Source organism: Ralstonia sp. Ralssp110 (genome assembly GCF_047325135.1).
GTDB classification, from domain to species: domain Bacteria; phylum Pseudomonadota; class Gammaproteobacteria; order Burkholderiales; family Burkholderiaceae; genus Ralstonia; species Ralstonia mojiangensis.
This window is the reverse complement of record NZ_CP168609.1, coordinates 1,438,432-1,455,224: the sequence shown is the minus strand read 5'-3', so window position 1 is coordinate 1,455,224 and position 16,793 is coordinate 1,438,432. Positions and strand designations below refer to the sequence as shown.

General features: G+C 65.0%; 19 protein-coding genes. 13 read left to right on the top strand and 6 right to left on the bottom strand.

Annotated features, from left to right (window positions below):
- Positions 1-66 precede the first annotated feature (66 nt).
- Both ACEN9T_RS07135 and ACEN9T_RS07130 read left to right on the top strand, forming a co-directional pair.
- Positions 67-1,002, top strand: coding sequence for a GlxA family transcriptional regulator (locus ACEN9T_RS07135; RefSeq protein ID WP_413705919.1), 936 nt, complete (start codon positions 67-69; stop codon positions 1,000-1,002).
- A 132-nt stretch (positions 1,003-1,134) separates the two neighbouring features.
- Positions 1,135-1,293, top strand: a complete 159-nt coding sequence (locus tag ACEN9T_RS07130; protein ID WP_413705918.1) for a hypothetical protein — start codon at positions 1,135-1,137, stop codon at positions 1,291-1,293.
- 69 nt (positions 1,294-1,362) lie between these two features.
- Here the strand turns inward: ACEN9T_RS07130 and ACEN9T_RS07125 are convergent, their stop codons facing one another.
- On the bottom strand, positions 1,363-1,848 hold the full coding sequence (locus ACEN9T_RS07125; protein ID WP_413705917.1) for a winged helix-turn-helix transcriptional regulator: 486 nt from the start codon (positions 1,846-1,848) through the stop codon (positions 1,363-1,365).
- 141 nt (positions 1,849-1,989) lie between these two features.
- On the opposite strand from ACEN9T_RS07125, the gene ACEN9T_RS07120 reads away from it, so the two are divergent.
- The gene (locus ACEN9T_RS07120) at positions 1,990-2,880 is read left to right on the top strand and encodes an alpha/beta fold hydrolase (RefSeq protein WP_413706606.1); all 891 of its coding nucleotides are present in this window, start codon (positions 1,990-1,992) and stop codon (positions 2,878-2,880) included.
- A gap of 84 nt (positions 2,881-2,964) precedes the next feature.
- Here the strand turns inward: ACEN9T_RS07120 and ACEN9T_RS07115 are convergent, their stop codons facing one another.
- Together ACEN9T_RS07115 and ACEN9T_RS07110 are read right to left on the bottom strand one after the other, a co-directional pair.
- Positions 2,965-4,311 carry a sensor histidine kinase gene (locus ACEN9T_RS07115; RefSeq protein ID WP_413705916.1) on the bottom strand — a complete coding sequence of 449 codons (1,347 nt, stop codon included), beginning with the start codon at positions 4,309-4,311 and terminating at the stop codon, positions 2,965-2,967.
- The gene (locus ACEN9T_RS07110; protein WP_045205459.1) at positions 4,308-5,051 is read right to left on the bottom strand and encodes a response regulator; all 744 of its coding nucleotides are present in this window, start codon (positions 5,049-5,051) and stop codon (positions 4,308-4,310) included. The genes ACEN9T_RS07115 and ACEN9T_RS07110 overlap by 4 nt, the downstream gene beginning before the upstream one ends.
- 209 nt (positions 5,052-5,260) lie before the next feature.
- Here ACEN9T_RS07110 and ACEN9T_RS07105 point away from each other — a divergent pair, with 209 nt between their 5' ends.
- The 3 genes from ACEN9T_RS07105 (at position 5,261) to ACEN9T_RS07095 (ending at position 8,294) form a co-directional block, all read left to right on the top strand.
- Entirely contained in the window at positions 5,261-7,030 is a 1,770-nt protein-coding gene (locus tag ACEN9T_RS07105) for a cytochrome c biogenesis protein DipZ (RefSeq protein ID WP_413705915.1), read from the top strand.
- 225 nt (positions 7,031-7,255) lie between these two features.
- On the top strand, positions 7,256-7,672 hold the full coding sequence (locus tag ACEN9T_RS07100) for an organic hydroperoxide resistance protein (protein WP_092974826.1): 417 nt from the start codon (positions 7,256-7,258) through the stop codon (positions 7,670-7,672).
- A 67-nt stretch (positions 7,673-7,739) separates the two neighbouring features.
- Positions 7,740-8,294: a thioredoxin family protein gene (locus ACEN9T_RS07095; RefSeq protein ID WP_092974823.1), complete on the top strand. Its 555-nt coding sequence runs from the start codon at positions 7,740-7,742 to the stop codon at positions 8,292-8,294.
- A gap of 34 nt (positions 8,295-8,328) precedes the next feature.
- Here ACEN9T_RS07095 and ACEN9T_RS07090 read toward each other — a convergent pair whose 3' ends face one another.
- Positions 8,329-9,132: an enoyl-CoA hydratase gene (locus ACEN9T_RS07090; protein WP_092974820.1), complete on the bottom strand. Its 804-nt coding sequence runs from the start codon at positions 9,130-9,132 to the stop codon at positions 8,329-8,331.
- A gap of 66 nt (positions 9,133-9,198) precedes the next feature.
- Positions 9,199-9,654, bottom strand: a complete 456-nt coding sequence (locus ACEN9T_RS07085; RefSeq protein WP_092974817.1) for a VOC family protein — start codon at positions 9,652-9,654, stop codon at positions 9,199-9,201.
- 260 nt (positions 9,655-9,914) lie between these two features.
- Between ACEN9T_RS07085 and ACEN9T_RS07080 the strand changes: the two genes are divergently transcribed.
- Together ACEN9T_RS07080 and ACEN9T_RS07075 are read left to right on the top strand one after the other, a co-directional pair.
- The gene (locus ACEN9T_RS07080; protein ID WP_368073446.1) at positions 9,915-10,412 is read left to right on the top strand and encodes a MarR family winged helix-turn-helix transcriptional regulator; all 498 of its coding nucleotides are present in this window, start codon (positions 9,915-9,917) and stop codon (positions 10,410-10,412) included.
- A 224-nt stretch (positions 10,413-10,636) separates the two neighbouring features.
- Positions 10,637-11,545: an MASE4 domain-containing protein gene (locus ACEN9T_RS07075; RefSeq protein WP_413705914.1), complete on the top strand. Its 909-nt coding sequence runs from the start codon at positions 10,637-10,639 to the stop codon at positions 11,543-11,545.
- Positions 11,546-11,576: 31 nt separating this feature from the next.
- Here the strand turns inward: ACEN9T_RS07075 and ACEN9T_RS07070 are convergent, their stop codons facing one another.
- Positions 11,577-12,494, bottom strand: coding sequence for a DMT family transporter (locus tag ACEN9T_RS07070; RefSeq protein ID WP_413705913.1), 918 nt, complete (start codon positions 12,492-12,494; stop codon positions 11,577-11,579).
- 482 nt (positions 12,495-12,976) lie between these two features.
- Here ACEN9T_RS07070 and ACEN9T_RS07065 point away from each other — a divergent pair, with 482 nt between their 5' ends.
- The 5 genes from ACEN9T_RS07065 (at position 12,977) to ACEN9T_RS07045 (ending at position 16,659) form a co-directional block, all read left to right on the top strand.
- Positions 12,977-13,519: a hypothetical protein gene (locus ACEN9T_RS07065; RefSeq protein ID WP_092974807.1), complete on the top strand. Its 543-nt coding sequence runs from the start codon at positions 12,977-12,979 to the stop codon at positions 13,517-13,519.
- Positions 13,520-13,657: 138 nt separating this feature from the next.
- Positions 13,658-14,809 (top strand): ABC transporter substrate-binding protein, encoded by a 1,152-nt coding sequence (locus tag ACEN9T_RS07060; protein ID WP_413705912.1) that lies wholly within the window; start codon positions 13,658-13,660, stop codon positions 14,807-14,809.
- A 195-nt stretch (positions 14,810-15,004) separates the two neighbouring features.
- On the top strand, positions 15,005-15,469 hold the full coding sequence (locus ACEN9T_RS07055; protein WP_092975082.1) for a GNAT family N-acetyltransferase: 465 nt from the start codon (positions 15,005-15,007) through the stop codon (positions 15,467-15,469).
- A 55-nt stretch (positions 15,470-15,524) separates the two neighbouring features.
- On the top strand, positions 15,525-15,986 hold the full coding sequence (locus tag ACEN9T_RS07050) for an MEKHLA domain-containing protein (RefSeq protein ID WP_092974801.1): 462 nt from the start codon (positions 15,525-15,527) through the stop codon (positions 15,984-15,986).
- A 109-nt stretch (positions 15,987-16,095) separates the two neighbouring features.
- The gene (locus tag ACEN9T_RS07045; protein ID WP_413705911.1) at positions 16,096-16,659 is read left to right on the top strand and encodes a hypothetical protein; all 564 of its coding nucleotides are present in this window, start codon (positions 16,096-16,098) and stop codon (positions 16,657-16,659) included.
- The last annotated feature ends 134 nt before the right edge of the window (positions 16,660-16,793 follow it).

Below are 16,793 nucleotides of genomic sequence, written 5' to 3'. Positions count from 1 at the left end.
TTGACGCTTCACAGGATCGCGCTCTATCGTGTTGGCAGCAATGACCAGTCTCCCACTTTTTCTGCCATGGCCCACCGCATCGCTGTGCTGATCTTTCCGGACTTCCAACTGCTCGACGCCGCCGGGCCGGTGGCGGCATTTGAAGTGGCCAGCCGGTATCGGGACGATCACTACGCACTGCGCACGATTGCCGCCCAGGCCGGCCTCGTCCGCAGTTCTTCCGGTGCGCGCTGGGATGCCGACGCCCTGCCCCCGGCCAACCAGGTCGACACGCTGCTCATTGCCGGCGGCGACGGCGTGGATGCGGCCATGACCGATGCACGCACGCGCCGCTTTGTACAGCGCTGCTCGGCCCGCGGCGCGCGCGTGGCCAGCGTGTGTTCGGGCAGCCTGCTGCTGGCCGCCACGGGCCTGTTGAACGGCCGGCGCGCCACCACCCACTGGAGCCGCAGCGAGCAGTTCGCGCGCACGTTCCCGCAGGTGCAGCTCGAACCCGACCACATCTACGTGAACGACGGCCCGATCTGGACCAGCGCCGGCATCAGCGCCGGCATCGACCTGGCGCTTGCCCTCATCGCCGAAGACCTGGGCGAGCGCCTGGCACGCGCGGTGGCACGGCAGCTTGTCGTGTACTACCGCCGGCCCGGAGGGCAGTCGCAGTTTTCAGCGCTGAATGAGATGGATTCAGCACGCGGCCGCTTCAAACCGCTGCTGGATCATGTGCGGCGCAACTTGAGCGCACCGCATCGCGTTGGCGATCTGGCCGAGCGCGCCTGCATGAGCCCCCGCCATTTCGCACGCGCGTTTCAGGTTGAAACGGGTCTCACGCCTGCAAAGGCCGTGGAAAAGTTGCGCGTGGAAGCTGCCCGTGCCGCGCTGGAAAGCGGTGCGGCCTCCATGCAGCGCGTGGCCACCGAATGCGGTTTTGGCGATACCGAACGCATGCGGCGCAGTTTTCAGCGCCTGTTGGGCGTGCCGCCATCTTCCCTGCGCGACCGGTAACGCCATTTAACCCGCGTCGCTCCGCCCTTCGCCCGCCTTGGGCCCGAACTTTGCGTCCACACCCCGACGCCGCCCGACACCCACAAGCGGGGGCCGAAACAAGGAACGTAAGGAGCCAAGGAGGAGATGCGTATGGACACTCGGGAAATGTTGGCCGTCGTCGGGGTCACGCTGGCCGTGATTACAGCCTATTCGCTTGCCCGCGATCTGACGGACGAGCCGCTGGGCCTGCTGGCGCCGCAAAGTGGCCTTGTGCGCGTGCAAGCGCAGGTGAATGCGCCGCATCAGTAACGCGCATGGCGCGCAAACGCCACCGCACCTCCTGACCGAATGGCGGCGCGCCCCTGAGCGCCAATGCGTTCAGCCCGCTTTCACCCGCTGGCGCTTCGTCTCCTTGACGGCCGTGGGGTGGACGACCGCCGTATCCTCCGGAGCCAGCGCCCGCCCGTCCTGCGCGCGGAGTTCAAGCCGCGGCACCGGCTTGCCCGTTGCCTTCTCAACCAGCACAACGTGCGCCTCATCGGGCTCAAAGCAAAACGCTTCGCCCCATTGCCGCAGCGCCACCAGGAGTGGAAACAGCGCGCGCCCTTTCTCGGTCAGCACGTAGTCCTGATACGCACTGCCGTCAGCCGCCGGCACCGTCTCGAGAATGTCGTGCGCAACGAGGTTGCGCAGCCGCACCGCCAGGATGTTCTTCGATAGCCCAAGACTGCGCTGAAACTCGCCAAAGCGGCGCACGCCATCAAACGCATCGCGCACGATCAGCAGCGACCACCAGTCGCCAATGGCGTCCAGCGGCCTGGCGACGCCGCAAAGAGAATCCGCGTGGCTCGTACGTTTGACCATCTGTATCGCGCGTTCCGGGCGCGCCCTCACATTCAATGTGGTTGCAATATAAAACCTCGACTGCTATAACGCAACGGTTCTATGTTGCAACCACTTGAAGCAAGGAGGAAGCACGACGTGCGCGTTGATACGTTCGACGGGATGTACCCCTATACCCCCCTCTTTACCGATGCACCGGGCTTTCAGATGCATTACGTGGATGAAGGCCCCGCCGATGGAGAAGTCGTGCTGTGCCTGCATGGCGAGCCCACATGGGGCTTCCTCTTCCGGCACCTGATCGCGGCGCTGCACGGCACCCACCGCGTGGTGGCGCCCGACCACATGGGCTTCGGCAGAAGCGAAACACCGCCATCACGCAGCTACTGGCTGCAAGACCACATCGACAACCTTGAGCGCTTCGTGCTTGCGCTGGACCTGCGCGGCATGACGCTCGTCATGCATGACTTTGGCGGGCCCGTCGGGATGGGGCTCGCGTCACGGCATCCGGATCGCATTCGGCGCATCGTGAGCGTCAATGGGCCGACGCCGTTCGGGCAGGCGACGCTGGGTGAACGCCTGGCCGCCAATGCAGCGGTGTCGCCGTGGTTTCAGTGGATCATGCGGGCCGAACCGGAGGGGCGTCTTGAAGCCGTGCTGGGTGAACTCGGCTTCAACATCCTCAGCACCTTGAAGCTCAACGGCTTTGAAGACCACCGGCTCATCAACGATGCGTGGTTGCGGGCGTACGGCGCGCGCTTTGCAACGCCGGCTGACTGCGCTGGCGCCATCGGCTGGGCCAAAGGCGTTGCGACAGGCGCCCATCGCTTTGAAATGCCGGACGCCGCAGCGCGCCGTGCCATCGCGACCAAACCCGCCATGGCGATCTGGGGCATGGCAGATCGCACGCTGCATGCGGAGTATTTCCTGCCACTGTTCAGCGAGCTATTTCCGGATGGGCCGGTGCATCGGTTGCCCGGTGTTGGGCATTACAGCTTGGAAGATGCGCCCGACGCGATTGCCGATCGTATCGCGACGTTTCTTGCGCAAACGTGAGGGCGTAGCATGCGCCGACTACCACGCCGCATACATGCACAGAAGACAGCGAACGCGAACGCGTGGCCAGCGCCCCAGCGCAGGCTACGCTTGCTCGCGCTGCCCTGGCACGGCCGCCTGGCAGAGCCTGACTTCCGCCACCAGACCACCGCCTTCGCGATTGCGCAACGTGAGCCCACCGCCTGCAGCCACGGCCAGCTGCTGCGCAATTGCCAAGCCCAGCCCCGTGCCCCCCGTCTCTCGGCTGCGCGAATTCTCCAGCCGCACAAACGGCTGCAACACGGCGTCGAGCTTGTCTTCGGGAATACCGGGCCCACGGTCGCGCACTTCGATCACCACGGCTTCGCCGTCGCGGCGCACATCCATTTCCGCCGCGCCGCCAAACTTGATGGCGTTGTCGGCGAGGTTGGTCAACACGCGGCGCAATGCGTGCGGACGCGTGACGATCGCGCCCGTAGCGTGCTGCTCTAGCGTTACCGGCTTGCCGGTGTCCTGGTAGTCGTACACAAGGCTCTCGACAAACGACCCGACGTCGATGCGCGATGGCTTTTCACCATCGCCATGCGCACTGCGCGCGTATGCCAGGCCCTCCCGCACGAGCGTTTCAATCTCGGCCAGATCGCTCAACAGCTTGCGCTTCTCTTCAGAGTCTTCCGCCATTTCAGCGCGCAGCTTCATGCGTGTGATGGGCGTCTGCAGGTCATGCGATATGGCAGCCAGAATCTGCACACGCTCTTCAACAAAGCGGGCAATGCGCTGGCGCATGGCGTTGAAGGCGTGTGCTGCGCGCGCCAGTTCAGTCGGGCCGGTCTCGTCCAGCGGAGGTGTCTGCGCGTTGGGGTTGAGCGCATCGGCGGCATCGGCCAATGCCACCAGCGGCCGGATCGACAGCCGCACCGCAAACCAGCAGCACACGATCAGCAACAGCAATTGCACCACCAGCACATACGGCAGCCACTGCGCGATGGGCGTCATGCGCGGGTGCACATCAATCGTCAGCGTACTGCCGTCGCTTAGCGTGAGGTGCGCCTGCAGTTGCTTGCCGTCGCCCGGTATTGACTCGACCGTCACGGGAAAGCGGCCGCCGCTGGCCTCGCTGATGCGCGCGGCGATGTCCTTGCCGCGCTGGGTCATCTCCGGCACGCCGGGCGAGCCAGGGCCGAGGATGTACTGATAGTTGCCGCGATTCAGGCGCGGCAGCCACTGCGGGCGCTCGTCCGCAGGCAGGCGGTCAAGGATGGCGATGGCCGTGGACACATCCGTTTCCAGCGTGCCCAGCATGACTTCGCGCGCGCTCATGTAGCGCTCGGAAAACAGCACGGCAAACGACAGCGCATACGCCACCACCAGGCCCGCCAGCAGGATCACAAAGAGGCGCGAGCCCAGCGTGCGCGGCCACGCCCAGGCACGCGCGCTCGTTGCTGTGCTCATTGGCGTGCCTCCTTGATCTCCACCGGCTTGGCAAAGACATAGCCCTCGCTGCGCACGGTCTTGATGTACGCCGGATCGCGCGCATCGTCATTCAGGCGCTGGCGCAAGCGGCTGACAAGCAGGTCGACGGATCGCTCGAACATCTCGGCCTCGCGGCCCTGCGTGAGGTTGAGCAGTTGATCGCGGTTGAACACGCGCATCGGGTGGTCGACAAACACGCGCAGCAGGCGGTATTCCGCACCGCTCAGGGCGACGATGGTGCCCTCGGCATCGATCAGGTGGCGCGCGGTGGTATCGAGGTGCCACTCGCCAAAGGCCAGCATCTGCCCAGCTTCGGAAATCTGCAGGTTGGGCGGCAGCATGCGCGTGCGGCGCAGCACGGCCTTGATGCGGGCGAGCAGTTCGCGCGCGGCGAACGGCTTGGCCACGTAATCGTCGGCGCCCATTTCCAGGCCGATGATGCGGTCGGTCTCGTCGTCGCGCGCGGTCAGCATCAATACGGGCGTGGCTTTGTGCTTGCCGGCGCGCAGTTCGCGACACAGCACCAGGCCGTCATCGCCGGGCAGCATCAGGTCGAGCACGATCAGGTCGACGGTGTTGGCTTCCAGAAACGCACGCATGTGGCGCCCATCGGGCGAGGCGGTCACACGCAGCCCGTTCTTGGTGAGATAGGTCGAAACGAGTTCGCGGATCTCGCGGTCATCATCGACGATCAGGATGTGGTCGACGTGGGCATCCATGGGGGGTGGCCTCGGCACGATGGAAGGTGGAAGGAAGGCGCCATTTTGCGCCTGTCCGTGTGACGTAGCGAGCCCGTGTTGTATCGGAATGCATCTGACAGACGCATTTGTACAGTGCGATACAAAGTCGCCCCTGCGGCGATACAAGCCAGCTACGCGCGCGGCGTCTGATGGAGGCAATCCCGATCCCTTGCCAAGGAATGTCGATCATGAGCCTGCTGATACTCGCCTACCTGGGCGGCGCGCTGACCATCCTGAGTCCGTGCATCCTGCCCGTCCTGCCGTTTGTATTGAGCCGTACCGGCCAGCCCTTTGTGCGCGGCAAGCTGCCGATGCTCGCCGGCATGGCACTCACCTTTGCCGGCTTTGCCACGCTGCTCTCGGCCGGCGGCGCGTGGGCGGTGCGTGCCAATGAAGTCGGCCGGTTTGCCGCGCTTGCGCTGCTGGCCGTGTTCGGGCTGTCGCTGCTGTGGCCACGGCTGGCCGATCTGATGGCCCGGCCGGCGGTGGCGCTGGGCAACCGGCTGGCGGGGCAAGCGTCAACGGGCGGGGCATCGGCGGAACCTTCGGTGGCGGGCTCGCTGCTGCTGGGTGTGGCCACGGGGATGCTGTGGGCGCCATGCGCGGGCCCGATCCTCGGTTTGGTGCTGACAGGCGTGGCGCTCAATGGCGCGAGCGTGTCCAGCGCGTTGGCGCTGACGGCCTACGCCGCAGGCGCAGCCACGTCGCTGGCGGCAGCGCTGGGGCTGGGCGGGCGTGTATTCGCAGCCATGAAGCGCTCCATGGGCCTGGGCGAATGGGCGCGTCGCATCATGGGCGCTAGCGTGCTGGGCGGCGTGGCACTCATCGGGCTGGGGGCGGATACCGGCCTGCTGGCGCGTCTGTCTTCCGGCGGCACCACGCAGCTTGAGCAGGCACTCGTCAACGGGCTGGGCGTGAATCGGCCGGCACCGCAAGCCAGCCTCAACGTGGTGTCCGAAGCCGAGGCCGCGCCCGTGGCGAGATCCAGCGGCTTGCCCGTAGAGGGCCGCCTGGCCTCGTTCGACGGCGCGGTGCAGTGGCTCAATTCCGCACCGCTCACTGGCGACCAACTGCGCGGCAAGGTCACGCTGGTCTATTTCTGGACGTACTCCTGCATCAACTGCATCCGCACGCTGCCTTACCTGCGCGCGTGGGCCGACAAGTACAAGGACCAGGGCCTGACCGTCGTGGGCGTGCACACGCCGGAATTCGCCTTCGAGAAATCTCCCGAGAACGTCACCCGCGCCGTCAGCGGCTTTCGCGTCAACTTTCCGGTGGCCATCGACAGCAACTACCGTATCTGGAACGCCTTCCACAACAGCTACTGGCCGGCCGCGTACTTTGTCGATGCCCAGGGCAACATCCGGCACCACCAGTTTGGCGAGGGCGATTACACCGCCTCCGAACGCGTCATCCAGGCCTTGCTGGCCGAGGCAGGCAACAGGCAGGTGACAGGCGGCGTGGTCGCGCCCGATGCCCCCGGGGCCCAGGCCGCGCCGGACTTGGACAACGTCCGCTCGCCGGAAACGTACGTGGGCTACGCGCAAGCCGACCGCTTTGCATCGCCGGGCGGTGCGCAGATCGGCACGTCGCACGCATACAGCGTCGGCAAGCTCGGCCTGAACGAATGGGGCTTGTCTGGCCAATGGACCATCGATGCCGAGCAAGCCACGCTCGACCGCGCCGACGGCAGCATCGTCTACCGATTCCACGCGCGTGATCTGCACCTCGTGCTCGGACCGGCCGCTGACGGCCGCGCCGTGCGCTTCATCGTCACGATCGATGGCAAGCCCCCCGGCGACAGCCATGGCGCCGATACCGATGCTCACGGCAATGGCGCCATCACGCAAACGCGCCTCTACCAGCTCGTCCGCCAAGCTGGCACGGTGGGCGAGCACACGTTCGAGATCCGCTTTCTTGATGCGGGGGCGCATGCCTACGCCTTTACCTTCGGCTGATGCCGCTGCGGACACCGCCACTGCATGCGGCCGTTTTGTACGCGTTTGTATCCAAGCGCCACAGAGATACATGCCCAGACAGAAAGGCCCTTCCACGCTACTTCAGGGATACGTCGGCCCTCTTTAATACGTCTCGTGGCCCCGGCAACAAGCGCACACCAAGCCGCTGGCGCCGGGACGCAAATCCAACCCTCAGTCTTCCCCCTTCATCAAAAGGAGATCACCATGACCCGCATCGAAAACGTTCTGTACACCGCCAAGGTCAACGTCACCGGCGGCCGCGATGGCCAGGCACACAGCGATGACGACCGCCTGAGCCTGAAGCTGTCGCCCCCCGGCAGCAACGGCCGCGGCACGAACCCCGAGCAACTGTTTGCTGCAGGGTGGTCGGCCTGCTTTATCGGCGCAATGGGCCGTGCGGCCAGCCAGATGAAGATCAAGCTGCCGGCCGATCTGTCCTTGAATACCGAAGTGGACCTGGGCACCACCGACGATGCGTTCTTCCTGCAAGCACGCCTGAATGTGAGCCTGCCCGGCCTGGACCACGAAGTTGCGCAAGCCGTGGTGCAGGCCGCCCACCAGATCTGCCCGTATTCGAAGGCCACGCGCGGCAATATCCACGTCGAGCTGAACGTGGTCTGACACACCGCATGGCCCGCCGGCACTGGCTGGCTGGCCTTCCCCTTCAACCTTTCAGGGATTGCACATCATGCGCACCACCTTCCGCGCCGCGCTTGCGGCACTCGCCATTGGCGCCGTCTACTTTGTCGGGACTGGCGTGCCCGCCTTCAGCCAGACCGCAGCAACCGGCGCGACGGCTCCCGAATTCACCGGCATCAACCAGTGGTTGAACTCGCAGCCGCTGTCGATGAAGGACCTGCGCGGCAAGGTCGTGCTGGTGGATTTCTGGACGTACTCGTGCATCAACTGCCTCAACACGCTGCCGCACGTGAAGCAGTGGTACGACAAGTACAAGGATCAGGGCCTGGTCGTGGTGGGCGTGCACACGCCGGAATACGCGTTTGAGAAATCAACCGCCAACGTGCAGGAAGCACTCAAGCGCCTGGACGTGCGCTACCCGGTCGCGCAGGACAACAGCTACGCAACGTGGTCTGCCTTCCACAACCAGTTCTGGCCAGCGCTGTACCTGATCGATACCGACGGGCGCATCGTCTATCAGCACTTTGGCGAAGGCCGCTACGCCGAGACGGAAGCCGCCATCCAGAAGCTGCTGGCAGACCGCAAGCCGCAGAAGCCTGCGTGATGAGGCTGCGTGAGAAGTCGCGCCCCGACGGCGCTTATGAACGCCAGCGGGCGGGGCGCTTTTCCAGGAAGGCGTCGATGCCCTCGCCGGCGTCTTCTTCCATCATGTTGCGGGCCATGACATCGCCCGCGTAAGCATAAGCATCGGAAAGCGGCATCTGCCGTTGCCGATAGAACATCGCCTTGCCATAGCGGATGGCGACGGGGCTCTTCGAGACGATGTCCGCCACCTTGCGAGCCACGGCGGCATCCAGTTCCTCCGCGGGTACGGCCTCGTTGATGAGGCCCCAGTCCGCGGCCGTAGCCGCATCGATAAAGCGGCCCGTTACCAGCATGTCGAACGCGCGCTTCGCAAGCACGTTGCGCGATAGTGCCACCGCAGGCGTCGAGCAGAACAGGCCGACATTGATACCTGACACCGCAAATCGCGCGGTGTCTGAAGCGATGGCCAGGTCGCAACTGCCGACCAATTGGCAGCCGGCCGCTGTTGCCACGCCATGCACGCGCGCGATGACAGGCACGGGCAGCGCCTGAATCGCCTGCATCACCACGCTGCACCGCGCAAACAAAGCCTGGTAGTACGCAAGGTCGGGCGTACCGCGCATTTCGCGCAAATCGTGTCCGGCGCAGAACGCCTTGCCCTCGGCGCCGAGCACCACGCAGCGCACCGTCGCATCTAGCGCAATGTCGTCCAATGCGCGCTGCAGCGCATCGAGCATGGCTTCTGACAACGCGTTGAACTGCAGGGGCCGATTCAGCCGCAGGGTAACGACGCCCTCGTGGTCGTCACGCAAGACGAGTGCCTCGGTGGCGGCATTGGTGGTGGGGTGAGGTTGCATGCGCACTCCTTTGCAGGCTGGTGCCCGGGTGGGCACCAGTCTATCTCTGCCGCGCGCGCGCCGCACTCAGGCGTTGCCAGTAGCTGCGTGCTGGCTGTCAGCCGCCACGCCGGGCCGGCGCGCGCTGGCCTGATGTAGCTCGACCATGTTGCCCGCCGGGTCCCGCAGGAACAGTTGCTTCAGCCCGGGCGAAGCTACGTTGTCGAGCGAGAAGTAGCGCACGCCACGCGCAATCAGGGCCTGCTCTGCGGCCAGCACATCCTCCACGGCCAGCGCCAGGTGGTTCGACACCGGGTCTTCATCCGGCGCGCGGGCGTAATCCGACACCCCGTCGCAGCCGAGGATGTGGACCTGCGTGCCATTGGGCAGGTCGATCCACGACCCATAAATGCCCCGGATCTTCCAGCGTGTGGCATCGAGCGGCAGCGACAGCACGTCGCGATAGAACTCCAGGGTGGCATCGGCTTGCCCCTGCGGCACCCGAAAACCTACGTGATGCAGCCCCACGACTTTGACTGACATAGCGTCTTCCTTAAGCGTTGTGCGCGGCCAGGCGGCCCCGCGTTGATCAAGTGCGGCATCCGGGCATCCGATGCCGACTGGCCGCAGTATAGTACGTAAACCGTACTATCTGTAAACCGTATTTTATGTGATGCGTATAATCCGTCTTCACACACGGTCCATATCGCCTGCCCAGGCCTTTCGTCATGAAGCAACGCAACGCCGCATCCGATCGCACCGCCTCCCGCGAAGACGACATCGACCAGGACCTTGCGCTCGCTATGCAGCCGCACCTCGCCCTGATGAAGAAGACTGCGCGGCGCGGCACCCATCAGGGCCGCGCCGGGATTGGCATGCTGTTGCTGTGGCTGTCCGACGACATCGGCCCGCGTGTTGATGCCTCCCTGGCCGCGCTGGGCCTGTCGGAAAACAAGCTTGATGTGCTGATGTTTTTTGGCCTGGCCGAGCGGGGGCTGATCGACAGCAAGGAAGTCACGCCGTCGGCCATGGCGGACTACTTCGGCATCACGCGCTCAACCGTCACGGGCGTGCTGGATTGGCTGGAGAAGCGCGGCCTGCTGCAGCGTGCACTGAGCACAGAAGACCGGCGCAGCTTTTCCCTCACCCTGACTGATGCGGGCCGAGCCCTGCTCGCCCAGGCCCTGCCCACGTTCTGGGACACCTGCGAAGCGCTCGTCGCCTGCCTGGACGAAACCGAATGCGCCGCGCTCCAGCGCATCCTCGCCAAGCTGTGGAAGCAGCTACGGCGCCAGACCTGAACGGCCTACCCCTTCGCCGCTTTGACATTGGGCGGGCGGCTGACTATCACGCGTCTATAAGACGTCGGTCGCCAGCCCCACCAAGATGCGCGGGGCGCACCACCGCAAGCCGCCGCCGGCAGCACAATCGGATCGCGGTCGCACCGCAAATCACACCAGAAGCACAAGCGAACGAGTGACACAGTCACCGCAAGGGGGCCAACGTGATATCGGAAACGCTGGACATGCAGCGAGGCCTGTTGTTGAGCCTCTCTCCGGGACGCCGGACGTATTGGATGGCGCAAGCGGTGGCCTTGCTGTCGCTCGTGGTGCTGATGTCGGCCGTGCCGTTCGCCAAGGTGCAGTTGGCGCAACTTCCGTCGTTCGTGCCGATTTACGAGTCGGCCCTCATCCTCAATGACCTGATTACCGCGGCGCTGCTCTTCGGGCAATTCGCCATCACACGGTCGCGCGCAATGCTGGCGCTCGCCAGCGGCTACCTCTTCACGGCCGCCACGGCGGTGGGGCATCTGCTGTCATTTCCGGGCCTGTTCGCATCCGGCGGCCTGCTGGGCGCCGGGCCGCAGAGCACCGCCTGGATCTACATGTTCTGGCACGCGGGCTTTCCGTTGTTTGTCATCGCTTACGCCGTGCTCAAGGCCCAGGAAGAGCGCGAGCCTGACCGCTTCCCCGCCCACACGCTGACGCGGCAAACGGCACTGGGCACCGTGGCGGCCGTGCTGGGCGCAGCGGCCGCGTGCGTGGCACTGGCCACCGCCGGCGAACACCTGCTGCCCACCATCATGGCGGCCAACCGCTACACGCCCGTCATGGGGTTCGTGGCCGGCAGCACATGGTGCTTTTGCATGGTCGCGCTGGTCGTGCTCTGGCGCAGCCGCCCGCACCTGACGCTCGACATCTGGCTGATGGTCGTGCTGTGCGTGTGGATCTGCGATGTCGCGCTCAGCACCGTATTCAACGGCGGGCGGTATGACCTCGGCTTCTATGCCGGCCGCGTGTTCGGGTTGCTGGGGGCAAGCTTTGTACTGCTGCTGTTGTTGATCGAGAACACGGTGCTGCATTCCCGGCTGGCTGCGGCGCGGGCCGAACTCAAGCGGCTGGCCGCGAGCAATGTGGGGGATCGCGAAGGTTGATGCGGTGACGCGGTGATGCGGTTGCGCCGCGCTACGCCCGCCGCACTTGCGTGGCCCGGCCCGGCATCGACATCGCCGCCACCCCCGCCACCACACACGCAAGCCCGATCCACGCCGAAGAGGGCAACGATTCCCCCAGCAACACCACGCCGATCGCCACGCCAATCGGCACACGCAGATAGGCCTGCGCGGTGGTACCGATCGCACCCAGCGTCTGGATGAGCCGGAAGTAGATGGCAAAGGCCAGCGCCGTGGAGAGCCCCGCCAGCGCCACCAACGCCATCAACGAACGCGCAGAAGGCTCAAGCGCCCAAGGGTGATCAACAAGCAGGCTCGCGGGCGTGAGCACCAACGCCCCCACCAGCAACGAGCCGGTAGCCGGCGCCGCAGGATGCAGCCCCTTGAAAGACCGGCCGTAGATGGCCGCACCTGCATAGCACGCCGTGGCCGCCACGATGGCCAGTTGCGGAACAAGCTGCCCACCCAGCCCATCGAGCGCGCTCGGACCAACCACCAGACACGTGCCGACAAACCCGGCAACCACGCCGATCAGCTTGCGCAACGACACCGGCTCGTGCCGCGTGATGAGCACCGTCGCCACAAACACCATCACGGGCGACGTCGAATTCAGGATGGTCGCCAGACTCGCCCCCACCGAGCGCTCGGCCCACGCGATGAGCGTGAAGGGCACAACGCTGTTGAGCAATGCCTGCACGCCAAAGCGCATCCATACTCGCCTGTCGCGCGGCATGCGGACGTTGCGACTGCGCATCCACAGCAACAGCAACGCCGCCGCGATCAACGTTCTGGCGGCAATGAAGGTGAGCGGCGGAATGGTCTCCACGCCGATCCGGATGAAGGTATAAGACGCGCCCCACAAGGTCGACAGCGTGAAGAGCAGGGCCAGATCGGTGGCGTGGCTGGATGGGGGCGTGTCGGTGTGCGGCACGGAGTGCCCTCCTGTTTTGGCGGCTAGGGCCGCAACTGGATACGGGAGGATCGTAGCGGGGATGGGCTTTGGCCGTGCGGGAAACGGTTTGGTGTGGAGCGAAGTGTGGGTGGCGATGTTCAACCGTGCGTGGATGTTGCGGCATAGCGACGAGTGCGACATTGGATGCGTGGCTCAGACGCATAGCGGCCACGACGCTCAGCCCACGATGAGGGTACTGACTGACGAGACGAGGAAAGGCGGGTTTTCTTGGCTCAGTCGAAGGCCCATCCGATTTGTGCTCGCCCCCGAAAAGCTGTCCTCATTGGCGAATACACACCGCCGTAACACGCGGCTGAGGGGTGACGCAACCGCAGCAGTTGCCTAAGATGCCGCCCTCTCGGCAGGTCGCTACAAGCGGCCGTGCGGGGCCCGACGGTCATGCGCAACACCACGTGCATGACCGTCAACCTCTGGCCTCCAATCAGTGCAAACCACCCTCGATGTCGAAGATCAGCAGCGCGAACGGTATCCCGCCACGGCATGACAACCCGTCTGACGGCCACCACGCCGGGCCGCTGACGCGCGTTGCGCAACAACCCGCCTGCGCACCCCGGGCGCCCAGTCCCGGGCTCACGCAGTTGCCTAAATCCACCGCTGCACGCCAGCCCGCCGCGCCAACCCGGGTCAAAGCCTTGCGGACGCTGGAAACGCGGCAGCGCCTGCACCGCTTGCGCAAAGAACTCAGCAAGATTGACCCTCCACCGGCCTGTGCCGAAGACGCCCATGCCGACATCCTCGCGGCCATGGTGCGCGCCGGCTTGAGCGGCTGGACGTTACCAGCCCTGTCCGACCCCACCAATGCGCGCCATGCAGATGGGTCGGTGATGGTGTCGCTGGTGTCTCACGCCATCATCTTCAACGCCAGAGGCGCGTTCCGCATCATCGATCTGCTGCCCCCCGGCAGCGTGTACTTCGAGTTGGCCGGGAACAACGATGCTGCGTTCGTCCTCCCATGCGGCTGCCCCGTCGTCGCAGCCCATTAGCGCACGACACCACGGCCTGCAGCCCGCGCATCCGGTATCTCAACAATTCTCACCTCAGGGTTATCCGCCATTTCGGTCGGCGCTCACCTTTTCGACACTCCTGCCACACCACCAATAAAACAAGGGGCGGAGACAGGTATGCACCGGAGGCAATTCGTACGGAGTTCGGTAGCACTGGGCGGCGCAATGATGCTGTCGCCCATGGCACGCGCGGCGGAAGCCGGCGTGTTCGCAGACAAGATCGTCTTTGGGCAGACGGTTGGGTTCGACAGCGTATGGGGCGGGTTGTACAAGAACTACACCAATGGCCTGCTGGCCGGCTTCGAACAGGTCAATGCCCAGGGCGGCGTGGCCGGACGCAAGCTGGTCGTCAAGCGGCTGGAAGACAACTACCTGCCAGACAAGGCCGTGGCCAACGTCAAGACGCTGGTGCAGGAAGGCGTGTTCGGGCTGGTATGCATGGGCGGCACCGGTAACACCATCGCCGCGTTGCCGCTGCTGGAGCAATACCGCCTGCCGATGGTGGGCGCCATGACCGGCGCCACCGCCGCCCGCAAAGCGAGCGCACCACTGTTCCACACGCGCGCCAGCTACGCCGACGAAGTCACGAAGATGGTCCAGCACGCCACCACCATCGGGCTCAAGCGCGTGGCCGTGGTCTACCAGGACAACCCCTTTGGCTCCGGCAATGCCGACGCCGCCAAGGCTGCAGCCAACAAGTTTGGCGCGCAGATCGTCGCGCTCATCCCGCACAACGCCAAGGGCGACGACATCGACATGGTGGTCGACAAGATTGCCGCCGCCAACCCGCAGACAACGCTGCTGTTCACCTCGCCCACCTCGGTGGCAGACATGCTGATGCGCTATCAGGCCAAGCACGGCCCCGTGCCGTTGCCGCAGCCGTGGATTCTGTCCGTCACCACGCCCAAGACCGTGTTCGAGAAGGCCGGCACGCTGGCCCATGGCGTGGCTGTCACGCAGGTCATGCCGGGCCCCAACGCGCGGACCCAGCCGCTGGTGCGCGCGTTTCGCGAGGCCAACGACAAGTTTGGCGACCACAGCAACCAGACCTACGAAGCGGTGGAGGGCTTCCTCACCGCCCGCGTCATCGTGGAGGGCCTGAAGGCCTGCGGCAGCAACCCCACGCGCGACGGCTTCATCCAGGCGCTGGAAGGCTTTGGCACACGTGACTTTGGCGGCGTGCGTGTTCATTACGACCGCAGCAACCACGCCGGGCTCGACTACGTGGACGTGACGATGATTGGCAGCAACGGCCACCTGGTCGGTTAAGCCATGCGCAACTTGTGCCCCAACGCACACCGGTGGCAACATGGCGCCATGCAACGCGCGCCCGCCACCACCCTGCAGATGATTCGCACCGCCCCGCCAACGGGACGGTAGTGTGTGGCGCCAAGCCAGCCGAACCCGCCTCCCGAGGCGGGTTTTTTGTTTCTGCCTGCCCATCACCAGAAGGACGTGAACCCGATGATCGAGATCCGCCCCGCGCAGTTTCCTGCCGACATGGCCGCCGTGCAGGCCATCTTTCGTGAATACGTGGCAAGCCCCAGCGTCAGCCTGGATTTCCAGGACTACGAAGCCGAGTTTGCTGCCCTGCCCGGCAATTACGCCGCGCCGCGCGGGCAATTGCTGCTGGCCTGGAAAGCCGATGCCGTGGTCGGTTGCGCCGCGTTTCGTGAGGTGGATGCAACCACGTGCGAGATGAAGCGCGTCTACGTCCGCCCCGCTGCACGCGGCGAGCAGCTCGGCCGCCGCCTTGTCGAGCGCCTGCTGCAAGACGCCAAGGCCGCCGGCTATGCCCGCATGTGTCTGGACGTACTGCCCGAGTTCAAAGCCGCGCAGCAGCTCTACCTGTCGCTGGGCTTTACGCCCGCACCGCAGATCACGTTCAACCCGGTGCCGGGCACGCTGTTCCTGGGTCGGACGCTGTAGCGCGCGGTTGCTAGAATCCCGAGCCGCCCTTCTTGAAGACAACCGAAACAACGCGATGACGGTATCCCTGAGCCTGGACCCGCAGTTCTTCAACCTCCTTGCCGAGAGCCACCAGCGGCTTGTCGGCGTGCCGCTGTTCGACAACGCCGCCACCCGCACCGACGCGGCCCGATGGCTTTACGAAGACGCGCCCTTCTGCCTGCTGGCACACAACACCGACGCCGACCCGTGCTTCATCTACGCGAACCGGGCCGCGCAGCGCTGCTTTGAATACGATTGGAACGGCATCACGGCGTTGCGGTCGCGTTTTTCAGCAGAGCAACCAAACCGCGAAGAACGCGCGCAATTGCTCGAATCGGTACGCACACGCGGGTTCGCCACCGGTTATCGGGGCGTGCGCATCTCGCGCTCCGGAAGACGATTCTGGATTGAGGGCGGCACCGTGTGGAACCTGATCGACAGCGACGGCGTGTACCACGGGCAAGCGGCGACCTTCCACCACTGGCATGACGTGTGATTTGCGGGGGTAAAGCGCGGCCCGGCCTCGCTGTTTTAGGCCTCGGAACCTCGCATTTGGTGTTCCAAGTCCGGCGTAAAATCCGTTCGCCAAGAAACCCGCCACGACCATGCTCGCTCGCGCCATCGCAACGCTCTGCGCCATCGCGCCTCTCGCTGGGTGCGTCAGCTATCAAGACCCCCGCACGCCCGAACAGCAGAAGCTCGCGCTGCAGCGGGCCGCCAATGAACTGGCCGGCCGCTACACCATCACAGACAGCCGCAACGACGATGGCCACGGCTATACGCAAGCCTTCGTCAGCAAGCAAGACGGCTCAGACCAGCTCAGCCTGCAGATGATGGGCCCGACCACCGGCGCAATAACGCTGGCCGGCTCCGACTGCCGAGGGTGGTATGTCGAAAACCAACGCTACACCGCCATGCAGTGCGATGCGTTGACGGGCGAGGTCAACTTCTTCTCTCTGATGCGGCAAGCCAACCCAGACCCGGTGAACTCCGGCACCATGCCACCGTCGTTCGCGACGATGGTGGTTCCGGAAGGCAGCTATCTCTTCGACATTGCAGACCGCAGCGGGCGGCATCACCATTACGTGTTGACGAAAACACCACTGCAGCAGATGCCCGAAACGCCCGGTGCAATGCGGCGATGGCCGGCACCGCGCTCGTCGCAATAGGCATCGCCGGCCTGTTCCGTCATATCGCCGGGTTGGTATTCACAACACAACAACGTACGTTTCAAAGGGGTAGGAGTTGTCGAAAAAGATCATCTCTCTGGTCTTGGCCTGCGCTTGCAGCATGGGCCAAGCGG

What these genes read in the sequence shown, in the direction of transcription:
- ACEN9T_RS07135 (WP_413705919.1), top strand. Translation starts at nt 67, where the DNA reads ATGGCCCACCGCATCGCTGTGCTGATCTTTCCGGACTTCCAACTGCTC.
- ACEN9T_RS07130 (WP_413705918.1), top strand. Translation starts at nt 1,135, where the DNA reads ATGGACACTCGGGAAATGTTGGCCGTCGTCGGGGTCACGCTGGCCGTG.
- ACEN9T_RS07125 (WP_413705917.1), bottom strand. Translation starts at nt 1,848, where the DNA reads ATGGTCAAACGTACGAGCCACGCGGATTCTCTTTGCGGCGTCGCCAGG.
- ACEN9T_RS07120 (WP_413706606.1), top strand. Translation starts at nt 1,990, where the DNA reads ATGTACCCCTATACCCCCCTCTTTACCGATGCACCGGGCTTTCAGATG.
- ACEN9T_RS07115 (WP_413705916.1), bottom strand. Translation starts at nt 4,311, where the DNA reads ATGAGCACAGCAACGAGCGCGCGTGCCTGGGCGTGGCCGCGCACGCTG.
- ACEN9T_RS07110 (WP_045205459.1), bottom strand. Translation starts at nt 5,051, where the DNA reads ATGGATGCCCACGTCGACCACATCCTGATCGTCGATGATGACCGCGAG.
- ACEN9T_RS07105 (WP_413705915.1), top strand. Translation starts at nt 5,261, where the DNA reads ATGAGCCTGCTGATACTCGCCTACCTGGGCGGCGCGCTGACCATCCTG.
- ACEN9T_RS07100 (WP_092974826.1), top strand. Translation starts at nt 7,256, where the DNA reads ATGACCCGCATCGAAAACGTTCTGTACACCGCCAAGGTCAACGTCACC.
- ACEN9T_RS07095 (WP_092974823.1), top strand. Translation starts at nt 7,740, where the DNA reads ATGCGCACCACCTTCCGCGCCGCGCTTGCGGCACTCGCCATTGGCGCC.
- ACEN9T_RS07090 (WP_092974820.1), bottom strand. Translation starts at nt 9,132, where the DNA reads ATGCAACCTCACCCCACCACCAATGCCGCCACCGAGGCACTCGTCTTG.
- ACEN9T_RS07085 (WP_092974817.1), bottom strand. Translation starts at nt 9,654, where the DNA reads ATGTCAGTCAAAGTCGTGGGGCTGCATCACGTAGGTTTTCGGGTGCCG.
- ACEN9T_RS07080 (WP_368073446.1), top strand. Translation starts at nt 9,915, where the DNA reads ATGCAGCCGCACCTCGCCCTGATGAAGAAGACTGCGCGGCGCGGCACC.
- ACEN9T_RS07075 (WP_413705914.1), top strand. Translation starts at nt 10,637, where the DNA reads ATGCAGCGAGGCCTGTTGTTGAGCCTCTCTCCGGGACGCCGGACGTAT.
- ACEN9T_RS07065 (WP_092974807.1), top strand. Translation starts at nt 12,977, where the DNA reads ATGTCGAAGATCAGCAGCGCGAACGGTATCCCGCCACGGCATGACAAC.
- ACEN9T_RS07060 (WP_413705912.1), top strand. Translation starts at nt 13,658, where the DNA reads ATGCACCGGAGGCAATTCGTACGGAGTTCGGTAGCACTGGGCGGCGCA.
- ACEN9T_RS07055 (WP_092975082.1), top strand. Translation starts at nt 15,005, where the DNA reads ATGATCGAGATCCGCCCCGCGCAGTTTCCTGCCGACATGGCCGCCGTG.
- ACEN9T_RS07050 (WP_092974801.1), top strand. Translation starts at nt 15,525, where the DNA reads ATGACGGTATCCCTGAGCCTGGACCCGCAGTTCTTCAACCTCCTTGCC.
- ACEN9T_RS07045 (WP_413705911.1), top strand. Translation starts at nt 16,096, where the DNA reads ATGCTCGCTCGCGCCATCGCAACGCTCTGCGCCATCGCGCCTCTCGCT.